The organism is Streptomyces sp. NPDC021019 (assembly GCF_044333295.1).
Taxonomy (GTDB): Bacteria; Actinomycetota; Actinomycetes; order Streptomycetales; family Streptomycetaceae; genus Streptomyces.
The window spans coordinates 961,778-976,753 of record NZ_JBIRQR010000003.1; the positions used below are offsets into that span (position 1 = coordinate 961,778).

General features: G+C 74.4%; 3 protein-coding genes and 1 pseudogene. 1 reads left to right on the top strand and 3 read right to left on the bottom strand.

The features are described from left to right. Nucleotides 1-59: 59 nt before the first annotated feature. A complete protein-coding gene (locus tag ACH4RG_RS21925; RefSeq protein WP_398540003.1) occupies nucleotides 60-12,758 on the bottom strand; it encodes an amino acid adenylation domain-containing protein in 12,699 nt (4,232 codons plus the stop codon). Nucleotides 12,759-12,898: 140 nt separating this feature from the next. Between ACH4RG_RS21925 and ACH4RG_RS21930 the strand changes: the two are divergent. After that, nucleotides 12,899-13,450, top strand: a pseudogene (locus ACH4RG_RS21930) (kinase). A gap of 88 nt (nucleotides 13,451-13,538) precedes the next feature. On the opposite strand, the gene ACH4RG_RS21935 reads toward ACH4RG_RS21930, so the two are convergent. Then, nucleotides 13,539-13,868: an antibiotic biosynthesis monooxygenase family protein gene (locus ACH4RG_RS21935; RefSeq protein ID WP_397918035.1), complete on the bottom strand. Its 330-nt coding sequence runs from the start codon at nucleotides 13,866-13,868 to the stop codon at nucleotides 13,539-13,541. After that, nucleotides 13,865-14,971 carry a sensor histidine kinase gene (locus ACH4RG_RS21940; RefSeq protein ID WP_397918036.1) on the bottom strand — a complete coding sequence of 369 codons (1,107 nt, stop codon included), beginning with the start codon at nucleotides 14,969-14,971 and terminating at the stop codon, nucleotides 13,865-13,867. Before ACH4RG_RS21940 ends, ACH4RG_RS21935 begins: the two co-directional genes overlap by 4 nt. Nucleotides 14,972-14,976 lie beyond the last annotated feature (5 nt).

The following is a 14,976-nucleotide window of genomic DNA, read 5'->3' on the forward strand; positions in this document are numbered from 1 at the left end:
CGCCCCCGTGTCCGACGGTCCGCGACGCCCCCGCGTCCGACATCCGGCACGGGAAGAAGTCAGGAACTCCACGGGCGTCGCCTGAACATGTCCGGGTCGACGGCGCGGGTGAGCAGGTGAAGGGGCGCGGCGTGGATGCCGGCCGCCTCCGCCGCTTCCCAGTAGGCCAGTCCGGTGGCCGCGTCGACCGGACCGTGGACGAGCGGCACCTCGGCACCCGAGGCGTGGAGCAGGGACTCCAGTCGGCAGGACGCGATGGTGTCCGGCACCATCGGCCGCGCGAGGTATCCGGCCACCGCGGCGGCCGGGAGGCCCTCGGCCACCTGCCGTTCCGCGGGGCCGGCGCCGAGCAGCCCGCCGCCCACGACCAGAACGTCCTTCGCCCGCTCCATCCGGCCGATGGCACGGGACGTGTCGAAACAGTGCGGGAACGAGTCGTCGACCACCGTCGTACGCGGTGCCAGGCGGTCGATGTCCAGGAGTGTGCCGCCCCCGCTGACCGCCGCGACGATCAGGCGGGCGTCGTACACGGCGTCGGGCAGACCGTGATCCGACTCGACCACCTCGACGTTCTCGACGAGGCGGCGTTCCAGGAGGTCCTCGGCCAGCTCCTTCAGCCGCGGCCCGCTGCCCGGTACGTCACAGAGCAGCAGCCGGGCGGGCGGCTGCTGGGCCCGGGTGAGCAGCAACTCCAGCGAGGAGGAGCCGATCGAGCCGAGCCCCACGAACGCGACGGTGAGAGAGCCCAGCCGCTGCCCCGTCGCGTCGAGAGCCGCGTGCACGGTCCTGACGACGGAGACGACGGTCGCCGCGTGACCGGTGGTGACGGCGGGGCCGACGGCGGCGGAGGTGACGGTTCCCGTCGTGCCGACGGCCCGCAGCACGTCGAAGCCGTAGCCCGTGAGCGAGGGGATCATGCCTGCCAGGGACACGGCCCGCGCGCCGAGCGACGAGGCGAGCTCCACCCCCCGTGCGGTGTGCCCGAGCAGGTCGTCGCCGGGGGCGAGTTCGTCCGCGAACAGCGGGACGCACACGAAGCCCGAACGGCCCAGCGGCGTGCTCAGCGTCTCCAGAAGCCGTGGCAGCCCGTCCGGGAACAGCAGGGTCCGCAGCTGCTCGCGCGGCAGCGCCGCCTCCGGCAGACCCGCCAGCCGGGCGAGGTCGGCAGGTGAGGGCAGATAGCCGATGAGCGCGGCATCCATCCGCGCGTCCCGGTCGGGACCACCCGGGGCGGCGAGGCGCCCGGCATCCCGCACGGTCGAGGCCGTCGCATGCGCCAGACCGTCGCGCACCGCGTCCGTGAACGCGGCCAGCGCCTCCGGGGTGAACGCCGTCGCCGCCGCCCGGACGGTGATCCGCAGCCGCCCGCCGTCCGGACCGGCGGCCAGGAACACGTCCGTACCGGCCGGCGGCGGCGTGTACACGCTGTCACCGCGCTCCCGGGTGACCGTCAGTGTCCTGCCGCTCTCCGGACCCAGGGCGGAGAAGTCCAGGTAGGTGAAGAAGAACTGCGAGGCCATGGGCAGGCCGTTGGACAGCGGCGGCACGGCCCCCTCGTATGCCCGCGCCTCGGCGGCCTCGGTGGCGACGCGCCGCAGATCGTCCTCGAAACCCGCGCCCTCGGACCGCCCCGACGCCGGACCCGCCGGCCGTAGGGGAACAGCCGTGGCGAAGGGACCGAACACCCGGTGTGCGTCGGGCAGGGAGTGGTCCCGGCCGCTCACCGCCATACCGAGCACCAGATCCGCCTGGCCGGCGACGGTCACGAGGGCCCGGTAGTAGGCGGTGAGTACCGGGGCGTGGAGGGTGGACCCGGTGCGCGCGGCGAGCCCGCGCAGCGCCTCCACCCGGCCGGCGTCGACCGTGAACCCGCAGGTGTGGAAGAGCGGGCCGGCGGCGTTGCCCGGAGCCGTGCCGGTGGAGGTCGCACCGGCCGCGAGCAGGGGCGGCCGGTAGGCCGCGCTCAGCCGCTCCCAACGGTCCTCGCCGGTCGGGGCGCCCGGCCGGAGTGACGCGGCCGGGGGGACGCAGTCTTTCCCGACCGTGGTACCGGGAGCCGTTGCCGGGGGTGTTGCGGCGTCCGTGCGCGCCGCGAGCTGGAGGGCGTGGTCGCGGAAGGTGCCGCGCGGCGGGACCGACGTCGGTTCTTCGCCGCCGGACAGGGCGTCGTACACGGCCGTCAGCTCCCGTACCAGGAGCGCGGCGCTGTAGCCGTCGCCGATGATGTGGTGGGCGTGGGCGACCAGAACGTGCTCGTCGGGAGCGAGGGTGAGCACCCGCAGACGCAACAGGGGCCAGGCCCAGGGTTCGAAACGGCGCGCCAGTTCGGCGGCGACCCGCTCCTCCACCTGATCCGGGTCGGTGAGGACCTCGAAGTCGACCGGCAGGCGCAGTGAGGGCGGCAGCTCCTGCTGGACGGCCGGGCGCGCCCCGGCGGGAAAGACGGTGCGGAGCATCGGGTGGCGTCCGACGAGCGTGTCCACCGCGCTCTGGAAGCGAGCGGTGTCGAGGCGGCCGTGCAGACGCAACTGTGTGAGCCAGGCCGAAGTCGCGCCCGGGGCGAGGGCTTCGGCCAGCAGGAAACCCCGCTGGGTGGGTGTCAGCGGGAAGGGCGGGGGAACGACGGCCGGATCGGGCGCCGCCGGGCGGTCGCCCGGCGCGTGGCGTTCCCGGCCCGACGGGCCCGCCGCGGTGCCGACGGCCCCGTCGGTGGCCTCGGCAGGGTCGATCCCGGCGCCCGGCGCGGTATCGACGGTGAGGCCGATGGCGGTGTCCGCTGCGGTGTTCCCTCCCGGGGCGACGGCGGTGTCCGCCGCGGCGTCCACGGCGGTGGCGAGGGCCGCGAGCGTGCGGTTGCGGTAGATGACGGTCGGCCGGGGGAGCGGACCGCCCTGCTTCTCCAGTGCGGCGAACGCTTCCAGCACGAGCAGGGAGTCGCCGCCCAGGACGAAGAAGTCGTCCTCACGGGACACGTCCTCGGCCTGGAGCAGAGCGGTCCAGATGGCGGCCAGCCGGACTTCGGTGGGCGTGCGGGGCGGCGTACGGACGTCGCCCGTACGCGCGCCGGCGCCGGGGTCCGGGTCCGTCCCGGGTGGTTCGGCCGCTTCCTGGAGTGCCGTAAGCCCACGGCGGTCGATCTTGCCCGTGCTGGTGAGAGGCATCCTGCCGACGCGGGTGATCCGGGACGGAAGCATGTACGCGGGCAGCGACTCCGCGAGGTGGAGCCGGAGCGCCACGCCATCCGCTGCGGCAGATCCGGGCCCCGGTGTCACGAAGGCGGTGAGGCGTCCGTCCTCGGCGAGGACGACGGCGTGGGTGACGTCCGGGTGGGTCTGGAGCACCGCTTCGATCTCGCCCGGCTCGACCCGGTTGCCACGGATCTTCACCTGGTCGTCCAGCCGCCCGAGGAATTCCAGGACACCGTCCTCGGTCTCCCGCACCCGGTCGCCACTGCGGTACCAGCGTTGACCGCGCCGGACCGTGAACGCGGCCCCGGTGAGGGCCGGTTCGCCCAGGTAGCCCGAGGTGAGACCGACTCCGGAGATGAGGAGCTCACCGGCCTCGCCGGGCCGCACGGGCTCCCCGTCGGGGCCGACGACCTCCACCTCCGTGCCCGAGACGGGGCGGCCGATGGGCAGCCGCCGCACCTGGTCGCCGGGCCGGGCCCGGATGATGTGGCAGGTCGTGTTGATCGTGGCCTCGGTCGGGCCGTACAGGTTGGCGATGTACTGGCCGTCGCCGAAGAGGTCGAACCAGCGGCGGACGTGGGCGGGAGACAGGGCCTCGCCGCCGACATGGATCCACCGGAGCGCGGACAGGTCCGGTGGCGTCGCGCCGTTGCGTACGCGTTCCTCGGAAGCGCTGAGGAGCTGTTCCCAGAGCGTGGGGACGGAGCTCCAAACGGTGATGCGACTGCGTACGACGTGGGTCAGCAGCCGGTCGGGATCGCGCAGCAGGTCCCAGGCCACCGTGACCACGGTGGCGCCGACGAGCAGCGGGGCGAGGAGCTGGCGGACGGACGCGTCGAAGCAGGGCGACGCGGTCTGGGCGAGCCGGTCGTGCTCGTCGTATCCGAAGGCGGTGATCGCCCAGTCGAGGTAGTTCTCCATCGACCGGTGGGTGATGGGCACGGCCTTGGGCCGGCCGGTTGATCCGGAAGTGAAGATCACGTAGGCGATGTCGTCGGCGTCGACCGGGCCGTCGGGGGCGGGGAGTTCGTCCGGTGACACGAGGGGGCCCGCGACACGGTCCGGGCCCGCGGTGGGGCCGGGAACCGCCGCATGCCGGTACTGCGGTGCCGAAGCGTCGACGTGCACCAGGGCGACGTCGCCGAGAGCTTCCCCCACCGCCCGGGTGGCGGCGTGGCAGAGCACCGTACGGACGCCCGAGCGCGTGAGCTGGTCCGTCAGCCGCGCGGTCGGATGGCCGGCGTCCAGCGGAACCCAGCCCGCCCCGGCGCGCAGGGCCGCGACGACCGAGACGACGGTGTCGGCGCCGGGTTCGGTGAGGAGCCCGACGAGGCTTCCCGGGGTGACGCCGCCGGCCAGGAGAGAGGCCGCGAGGGCGTGGGAGGCACGGTCGAGTTCGGCGTACGTCAGGGTGGCGGCACCGGTGTCGACGGCGACCGCGTCCGGGGCAGCGGCCCGGAACCGCTCGACCAGCCGACGCACGAGCGTGCCGGTGCCGGTGCCGGTGCCGTGGACCGGCATGGGCTCCGGGACCGCCGGGAGGCCGGGCCGAGGCTCGACGAGCGCGGCCAACTCGTCGTGGAAGTCCCGGTCCAGACGTGCCACCGTCGCCGGGTCGAAGAGCCGGGCGGGGAAGTTCCACGAGAAGCGCAGGACCGCCTCGTCCTGCCAGCACAGCAGGCTCAGGCGGGTCGCGGCGGTGGCGGTGCCGGCCGCCGTCGGCCGCACGCTCACCGGACAACGCCCGTCGAGAGCGGCGGGGAAGCGCGAGAAGCTGAAGCCGGCCGGGCTCACCGCCCGGGGGCCGACCCCGGACGGGTCCGCCGGCAGCAGCCGTGCCAGGTCCAGGCCGGTGAGGCTCGCGTGCCGCTCGCTCTCCAGCCAGATTGCCGCCAGTCGCGCGGCCAGGGCCCCCACCGACTCGTCCGGGTCCGTCACGCACAGCAGGGGCAGGGTGTCGGCGAGAGGCCCCACGAGCCGGTCCAGGCCCGTCATGCGGTCGTCCCGCCGGGCACGGGCGACGTTGACCGCGATCTCCCGCTGCCCGCTCCACCGGGCCAGACAGCGCACGTGCACGGCGAGCAGCAGCTGGAAGAGGCTCACGCCGTGAGCGGCGGCCCGCTGCTCCAACGCGGCGGTCGGCACCGGGTCGAGGGCGCTCTGGTGCGTGGCCATCGGCGCCGCGGGCAGGGCGCACGGATCACCGTCGTACGGCAGGCGCAGCGGTTCGCCCCGGGAGGCGAGCCGGCCCGACCAGTACAGGCGGTCGGCGGTGAGGGCCGCCATGCCGTCCGTGGAGGACCGCCCATCGGCGGTGGCGGCCGCGTACCGCGCGAAGTCGGTGCGGAGCGGGGGCAGTGTCGGTGCGTGCCCGTCGGCGAGGGCGGTGTAGAGCGACCAGAGTTCTCCGGCGAGGACGTTGAGGCTGTACCCGTCACCGGCCGCGTGGTGGATCACCAGAACCAGATGGGAGAGCTCAGGGCTTTCGCGGGCGAGGAGCGCGCGCACGGGAGGCTCGGCCGAGAGGTCGAACGGCCGGTTGCACAACGCCGTTTCCAACTCCTCGACGCGGCCGGTCAGCTCGCGGACCTCGTACCAGGCGGACAGCGCGGCGGGCGGCGCGACGTACTGCCTCGGTGTCGCCGAGCCGATCCCGTCGCCGGTGCCGCCTTCGGTGCTTCCGGTGCTTCCGGTGTTTTCGATCCGGATCCGGAGCATGGTGTGCCGGTCGGCGAGCGTGGCGAGTGCCCGGCCCAGGAGTCGGGTGTCCAGGGGCCCGCGGACGGTCTGGCGGACGTAACCGTGAGCCGGGACGTCCGGGTGGAGCCGACTGCTGGTGTGCAGGGCCAGTTGGACGGGGGTGAGCGGGAAAGCGACCCCGTCCGGCACGGGAGGAGGGGTGGGCGAGGGGGAGAAGGAGCGGCAGGAGCCGGTCGGCGGTTCGGGGGAGGGCGTGGTGTCGAGGTGGGCGCCCAGTTCGGCGACCGTGCGGTATTCGAAGAAGAGCGTTGCGGGCAGCGGCCTGCCCAGCTCCCGTTCCAGCTGCCTGACGAGGTCGACTGCGGCGAGCGAGTCGAGCCCGAGGGCGAGAAACGGCTCGTCGTCAGGGACCCCGGCGGCAGGCAGATTCAGCGCCGAGGCAAGCAGCCGCCGCAGCAGCGTCGCGGTACCGCTGCCGCTACCGGGATCGGTACGGGGCCCGGTTCCCGCCCGCGTACCGCTGTGCACACCGGTGCGGGGAGCCCCGCCCGAGGCGGGCGGGTCCTCCACGGATTCCGTGGAGGGGCCTGTTCCCGTGGCTGCCGCCGAACCGGCCGGGTCCGTCCTGACCGCGGAACCCGGGGACGGCGTCAGGTCGGCGAGCAGCACCTGCGCCGCGTCGACGCCGCATGCCGCACGGAGCGCCGCCAGCGCGGGATGGAGGGCGAGGGGCCCGCCCCCGGCGCTCTGTACGGTGGCGCAGCCACCTCCTGTCCCGGTTCCGAGGGCCGCCGCCATGCCCGTACCGGCGAGCGCCGCGAGGTTCACCGACTGCCAGGGCCTGCCCGCGTGCCGTTCCGACGCGGCGAACGCGTCGAGGAAGGCGTTGGCGGCGGCGTAGTCGCCCAGCGCTCCCGCCAGTCCGGGCAGCACGGCGCTGACGGAGGAGAACGCGACACGGACTGCCGGGTCGAGCCCGTGCCGGCGCAGGGCCCGCGAGAGCAGCAGACTGCCCCGGGTCTTGGCGGCCAGGGCCTCCGCCGTCTCCTCCGCGCGCCGGTCGCGCAGGGTGCCGGGTCGCACGGTCCCCGCGGCGTGGAAGAGGCCGTCGAGGTGGGGGAGTCCGGTGAGGAGCGCGTCGACGTCCTGCTCCACCGAGACGTCGGCCACGCGGTAGTGCACGGTGGCGCCCAGCGAGCGGAGTTCCTCGGCCAACCCGACGGGAGGACGGGGGGAGCGCCCGGCGAGCAGGAGGGTCGGGCGACCCCGGCCGGCGAGGTCCCGGGCGAGCGCGGCACCGATCCCGCCGCCGCCCCCGGTGATGAGGTAGATGCCGTCGGGCGGCAGCGGTGACCGCGTCACCCCCGCGGGTGCGGCGGCGCCGCTCGGCAGCGGTGCGAAACGGCGGGTGAGCCTGCGCCCGGCGCGCCAGGCGACGGTGGCTGCCCTGCCCGGGGTGCTGCCGCCCGCCGACTTCAGTTCGGCGAGTTCGGCCAGCAGGGCGGTCAGCCGCTGGGACGGGGTGTCCAGCGAGCAGACGTCGAGGGCGGTGGCCGAAGCGCCCGGGGTCTCCTGCGGCAGTGCCAGCAGCAGCCCGCCGAGGACGGCATGGGCAGGCCGCGGTCTTTCCCGTGCGGCCCCCGTGGCGTGGACGTCCTCGGTCAGCACCAGCAGCCGGCCCGTGCCTGACTCGTCGAACCGGGCGAGGGCCTCACCGAAGGCGGCCAGCGCGGCGTCCTGGGCGCGGCCGAGCGCGTCCGCGGTGTCCTGGCCGGGAGCGGGCCCCGTCACCAGGACCACGGCATCCGGCGGTCCGTCACCCGTTTCGTGTATCCGGACGCCCTCGGCGGACAGCTGCGTGGCGAGCCCGGCGACGTACGCGGAGTCGGGACCTGTCAGCAGCACCGAACGCACGGCTGCCGCCGCCTGCCCGGGCAGCGCGGCGTCCTCCCACCGGACCCGGTGCAGCATTGGGTTCGCGGGCGGATCGGCCCAGTACCGGCGGCGCTGGAAAGGATAGGTCGGCAGCGGAATCCCCTGGTGTTCCGCGTCGAGCGCCGTACGGTCCAACGGCACGCCGTGCGACCACAGGCGGCCGATGGTTCCCAGCAGGGCCCCGCGCCCGCCGCGCCTGTCATCGGCGAGCGGTCCCGTATCCGTGCCGCGGCTGTCGGAACGTTCCGGCAGGGCGCACATCACCGTCGTCGTGCCACCGGAGGCGCCGGGGGCATCAGTGGTTCCGGATGTTCCGGGCTCTCCCGCGCCTGCCGCCGGCGCGCCGGCCGCGTACACCTCCGTCGCCGCGCGGACCGCACCCGACAGCGTCGCGCCGTGGCCGATCTCCAGGAACGTGTCGTACCCCTCCCGGGCCAGGCGTTCCACGGCCGCCCCGAACAGCACGGGACGCTCGGCGTGCTCCCGCAGATACTCGGGGTCCAGAACCGGCTGCCACTCGGCGGTGACGGTGCTCATGAGGGGGACGGACGGGACGTGCGGGGTCAACGCACGGGCCGCCTCGGCGATCCGGCCCCCCACCGGCCGCATCAACGGCGAGTGGAACGCCCGGGAGACCCGCAGGCGACGGGTGGGGACGCCCAGGGCTTCGAGGCCGGCGGCGGCGCGCTCCACCGCGCGGACGCCCCCGGAGAGGACCTGGAGCCCAGGACCGTTGTACGCGGCCACGGTGAGCGCCCCGTCGGACTCCGCCACCGCCGCGGCGACGGCCTCCTCACCCCCGCGGACGGCGATCATGGACCCGGGCTCGGTGAACGCGCCCATGAGACGGCCGCGTTCGGCCGCGAACCGCACCGCCTCCCGGAGGGTCAGCACCCCGCTGACGCAGGCGGCGGTGATCTCCCCGACGCTGTGCCCGGCGACCGCGTCGGGCTCCACGCCCCAGGCCCGCAACTGGCGGGCGAGCGCCACCCCGGAGGCGACGAGGAGCGGCTGCGCCTTCTCCGTCGCGGCCTGGGCGGTGGTATCCACCTCCGGATCGAGTGCCCAGTCCAGGAGGGGCCGCCCGCACACGGGCCCGAGGAGAGCGGACGCCTCGTCGAACGTCTCCCGGAACACCCGCGCCGTCCGGTACAGCGCCCGGTCCTGGGCGGGGAACCGTGAGCCCTGCCCGGGGAACAGGAAGACCACACGTGGCCGGGAACGGACGAGGTTCCCGACCTGCCCGCCCGATTCTCCTGTCGCGGCGGCGATGTCGGCGAGCCGCTCCCGCAGATCACCGTCGGCGACGAGGGCGAGCCGGTGGGGCCCCTCGTCCCGGGACGTGCTCGCGGTGCGGCAGACATCGCCCTCGCGCAGCCGCGGACGGCTTTCCAGATGTGTGGCGAGCCGGGTCACCACGTCCCGCAGCGCGCGCGGACCGCGCGCCGAAAGGGTCAGCAAGTGAGGCCCGTCGAGCGCGCCGTCCCGCGCGACACCCGGGGGAGGCGAGCCCGGGGCAGCCGGGGACGGCGGGGGCGGGGCCTGCTCGAGAACGGCATGGGCGTTGGTACCGCCGAAACCGAACGCGTTGATCCCCGCGACGAGGGGCCCGGCGGTCGACGTCCAGTCCCGGGCCTCGGTCACCACGGAGAAGGCCGCGTGGGCGAGTTCCGGCGAGGCCGGGGCATGGTGCAGCGACGGCGGCAGCCTGCGGTGGCCCAGGGCCAGGACGACCTTCACCAGCGCGGGAAGCGCGGCGGCGTTCAGCAGATGCCCGATGTTGGTCTTCACCGAGCCGACCAACCGCGTTTCGCCGTCGGCACGTTCGGGAAAAGCGTGGGCCAGCGAGCGCAGCTCGATCGGATCCCCCACGGCCGTGCCGGTGCCGTGGGCCTCCACGTAGGTCACCGAGGCGGGATCGACCCCCGCCGCCTCGTACGCCCGGGTGATGACCTCGCGCTGCCGCAGCGGGTTGGGCGCCATGAGGCTCATCGACCGGCCGTCGTTGTTGACGGCCGTGCCCCGGACCACGGCGAGTACCTGATCGTCCGCGCGGCGGGCGGCGTCGAGGCGCGTCAGGACGATGGCCGCGCCTCCCTCGCCCGGCACGAAGCCGTCGGCGTCGGCGCTGAAGGCGCGGCTGCGCCCGGTGGGGGAGAGGGCCCCCGCTGCTTCCAGCAGCCGGTGCGGGGTCGAGGTCAGGTGGAGGTTGACCCCGCCGACGACGGCGAGGTCGCACTCGCCGTCCAGGAGGCTGCGCCGGGCCAGATGGAGAGCCACCAGCCCCGACGAGCAGGCGGTGTCCACGGCGAGTGCGGGACCGTCGAGGTCGAGGCTCTGCGAGACCCGGGCGGCGACGAGGGCGGGCAGGTTCCCGGTGAGCGCGGCGGGCAGCGGAGAGCCGTCGGCCGCGGCCCGCTCCAGGACCTCCCGGTAGCCGCTGTCCCCGACCGCCGCGAACACACCGATCCTGCGACCGCGCCGACGGGGCCCCGCGTAGCCGGCACGTTCGAGTGCCTCGTGCGCGAGTTCCAGGAAGAGCCGGGCCTGCGGGTCGAGTGCGCGTGCCTCGTCCTCGCCGATGCCGAAGTAGCCGGCGTCGAACCCGGCCGGGTCCTCCAGCAGCGCGGCCCATCGCTTCGGGGTGGCTGTCGGGGCCGCGGGACCCGCTGGAGCCGCCGCCGACGTCGTCGATCGAGGCCCCGGACGGTCCTCCTGGCCGTCGTCCCATCGTCCGCGCGGCACGGGGGCGATGGCGTCGTGCCCGTCGACGAGCAGGTCCCAGAAGGCCTCGGGGGTGTCGGCGCCGGGGAACCGGCACGCCATCCCGATGACGGCCGCAGCGGTGGCGGCGGCGTCGGTGGGGAGGGGGAGTGCCGGGGCCGGCCCGGCGGCAGATCCTCCGGCCCGCTGTGCGGCGCTCTCCGCGGCGTCCGCGTCGGTCGGCGCCGGACCGGGCACGTCCGCGTCGGTCGGCCCCGGACCGGGCGCGTCCGCGCCGGACCGCCCCGGACCGGGCGCCACCGTCAGAAGGTGACCGGCCAGCGCGGCCACCGTGCCGTGGTCGCGGATGACCGCCGGCGGCAAGGTCACACCGAAGGCGTCCTCCAGCGCCACCAGTACCTCCATGGCCTTGAGCGACGTCCCTCCGACGCTCCCGAACGGCTCGTGCGCCCCGATCGAATCGGCGGGCCGGCCGAGTACCCGCGCCCACGCCTCCCGCACGACCTCGACGGTCTCCGCGCGGGCGCGGGGCGCCTTCGCGTGGGGTTCCGGCGCAGGCCGGGGCCCTCCGAACGAAACTCCACCGGTCCCGAACGCGCCCTCCTCGAAACGCTCCCGCAGCCGCCGACGTCGCAGCTTGCCGCTCGTCGTACGGGGGAACGCCCCCGGCGGCAGGGCCAGCACCCGCACATCGTCATGGAGCAGGGCCTCGCGCACCCGGGCCGCGACGCGTTCGAGTACGTCCGGGGCCTCACGCGTGGGCCGTGCCCAGGGGACGAACACCACGACGCGCTCCGCACCGGTGACCGGGTCGGTCGATCCGACCACCGCCGGGGCGCCGGGAGGCAGCCCGGGTGTCGCGGCCGCGACCTCCTCCATGTCCGTGGCGTGGAAGGTGCGGCCGTTGAGGAACAGTACGTCCTTGTGCCGGCCCGTGACGCACAGCCGGCCGTCCCGCAGGAACCCGAGATCACCGGTGCGGAGCCATCCCCCGGCGAACACCTCCGCGCTCACGTCGGGAAGGCCGTGGTAGCCACGGGCGAGCTGGGGGCCGCTCACCATGATGTGCCCGGTCCGCCGGTCCCCGAGGACGGTGCCCGCGTCGTCGACGATGCGCACGGCGCAGCCCGCCACCGGCAGCCCGACGTCCATCAACTCGACTGCCGCGTCGCCCGGTTCGGCGTCCACCGCCACTCCTCGGCTCAACGACGCCCGGTCCAGGACCAGGGGCTCGGCCACTTCTCCCGGCGGCGGGAAGGTCACCGCCAGCGTCGCCTCGGCCAGGCCGTAGACCGGCTGGGCCGCGGCCGGGTCCAGCCCCGACGGCCGGGTCCTGTCGGCGAAGGCACGCCACACCGCGGGCGCGATCGGCTCCGCCCCGACCAGGATCAGCCGCACGGCCGAAAGGTCCAGCCGGGCCAGGACCTCCTCGGGAACACGGCGTACGGCCAGCGCCAGGGCGAAGTTGGCCGCGGACAGCACCGTGGCCCGCTGCCGGGCCGCCACCTCGAACCACAGGCGGGGCCGCTTGGCGAACGACAGCGGACCGATCTTGACCTGCCGGGCCCGGGCGGCCAGCGGAGCGAGGTGGGTGCCGATGAGCCCCATGTCGTGGAAGTACGGCATCCAGCTGAGCACCACGTCGTCGGGGCCCAGCGCCGAGGCGGCCCGTATCTGCTCCAGATTGGCCAGCACCGCGCCATGCGTCACCTCCACCCCCTTGGGGGCACCGGTGCTTCCCGAGGAGAACTGCACGAACGCGACGTCGTCGCGCCCTGCGGTGGAGGTCTCCCGCAGTACCGGCCCTTCCCGAAGCCCATCGAGGGTCAGGGTGCGAACGGCGTCGGGGAGTTCACCGGACAGCGACGCGGCCGAGGCGTCCACGGCCACGGGCGGCCGCCCGAGATGCTCCCAGACCGGCAACACCCGACGGGCGTTCGGAGCCAGCGGAACCGGTACGAGACCGGCTGCCACCGCACCCCAGAACATCGGCTGGAAGTCCTCGCTGCGGTCGGCGAGCAACGGCACACGGGTCCCTGGCGCCACACCCGCCTCCCGGAAGCCCCCCGCCACACGGAGGGAGTCGTCCAGGAGCTCGCGCAGGCTGACCGTCAGCTCGCCGCCGTCGCCGCGGACATGCACGACGACCTGCCCGGGAGCCTCGCGGACCGCGTGCAGAAGCACATTCAGCAGTGTCATGTCGTGTTCCACCGGTCCGTCGGTCCGTTCCTCGGAGAATGATCTTAAAAACGCGCAGGTCGTCGGGGAATCAGCCGCCGGGAGGAGAGAGCATGCACCTTGGGAGTGACCTGACGGGAAAGCTCGGTCCAGGACCCGGGACAGCCCTCGGCCTGTTCACCGTGAACGTGCGGACCGAGGAGACCCGGCTGATCGCCCTGCGCGGCGACAGCGCGTCGGGGAAGTCGAGCGTGGCGGCCGGTCTCCGCGACAGCTGCGGCCGCGGACCGGCCGTGGTCGGCCAGGAAACCCCCGCCGCACCGTGCCGCGCGAACGCGACCGGCCCGGGGCGGCGAACATCGGTCTGATCGACCTGCCCGCCCGCTACGCCCTGGACGCCGGCTACCCCGTGGTCGAGGGCATCCTCTACGTCGACCACTACGGCGACATGCTCGCCCGGCTGCGCGCCGACCACCGGGGTCCGGCCCACGCCCACGAGTACGAGCGGGACGTCCCCTTCGCCGAGACCGCGGCCCGGCAACGCCACCAAGCCGATCGCCGACGACGTCGACGAGAACCGACTGCGGGAGCGGTACCGCCCCCACGACGTGCTGCCCGACCGTGTCGAGAAGACCGTGATCGGTCCCGACAGCCATCTGGCCGGGACCGTCGACCGCATCATGCGTGACACCGGCCCGGCCCGGCTGCCGGCGGTCGACCGCTGACCCGGCCGGCCCTCCGGCGGACGGCAGAGACCTGCCCGGCCGGCCACGCGTGCCGGACCGGACAGGGCGTACAGCTGCGCCCGCTCGGCTACGCGCCGGTCGGGGCGGCCTGCTGGACGACCTCGAAGGACCACACCGTGGACCCGCTGGCCGCCGGCCTGGGGCGCTCACCGCTCTCGGCACCGCCGCCCTGATGGGCTGCCTTCATCGGCCCCTCCATCCATGCCTGGAAGGAGGCCTCGTCACGCCAGCGCGTGTAGACGAGGTAGTCGTCCGTGCCCTCGACGGGCCGGAGCAGCTCGAACCACTCGAATCCGTCGGAGCCCTCCACGGCATGGGCCCGGGAAGCGAAGCGCTTCTCCAGCGTCTCGCGTTGTTCCCGGGGGACGGTCAGCACATTGATCTTGACTACGCTCATGGCTCCATCCTGCCGTACGCCGTCCGGACTCCGTCGGCGGGCGGGGCTGTCGCGGGGAGTTCCACCGTGATGCGCAGCCCGCCGTCCGGGCGCGGGGTGAGGGTGAGCGTTCCGTCGTGCGCGCGGGTGATGGTCCTGACGATGGCCAGGCCGAGGCCGATGCCCGCGTGGTGGGTGCGCAACCGTTCGGCGCCGCGCCGGAACGGTTCGGTGAGCGTCGCGGCCAGCTGCGGGGTGACCTTGGCACCGGTGTTCTCGACCGTGAGCACCACGGTCTCGCGGCGGACGCCGGTAGTGACCCGGACGGTGCCCCGATCGGGCAGATTGTGGACGATCGCGTTGTGCACGAGGTTCGTGGTCAGCTGCAGCAGGAGCGCCGGCGATCCGATCGCGGGGGCGATCTCGCCGCGTGTCTCGACGGTGACGCCATGCTCCTCCGCGAGGGGAAGGAGGGTCTCGGTGGCCTCCTCCGCCAGCAGCGACAGGTCGACGGGCTCCCGGGTGAAGGAACGCCGGTCGGCGCGGCTGAGCACGAGCAGCGCCTCGGTGAGGTCGATCGCCCTGCCGTTGACGGCGTACAGGCGGTCGATGATCTCGTCGGTGTCGCGGTTCGGATCGGTGCGGGCCACCTCGAGAAGGGTCTTCGAGACCGCCAGCGGGGTGCGCAGCTCATGGGAGGCGTTGGCCGCGAACCTCTCCTGCTCCGCGACGTGTGCCTCGAGCCGGGCGAGCATCGTGTCGAAGGCGTCGGCGAGTTCCCGGAACTCGTCCCGGCGGCCCGGCAGCCGGATCCGGTGGGAGAGCGACCCGTGCGTGGCCGCGCGGGTGGCTTCGGTGATCCGGGTCAGTGGGGCGAGCATACGGCCGGCGAGGACCCACCCTCCCAGGAGGCCGAAGACGAGGAGGACCGCCAGCACGGTGGCCGCCGCCGGGGCGAAGGTGTACGCGAGGAGCTGACGGTTGGGATTCTCGTGGAGCATCCGCTTGTCCCAGTCGTCGGGAACGTACTCCAGGAGGAACACCCACACCGCCGTGAGCAGCAGGACGCCGGCGACCATGAGGAATCCGGCGTAGCTGAGGGCGAGCTTGAGGCGAACGCTCAACCCGG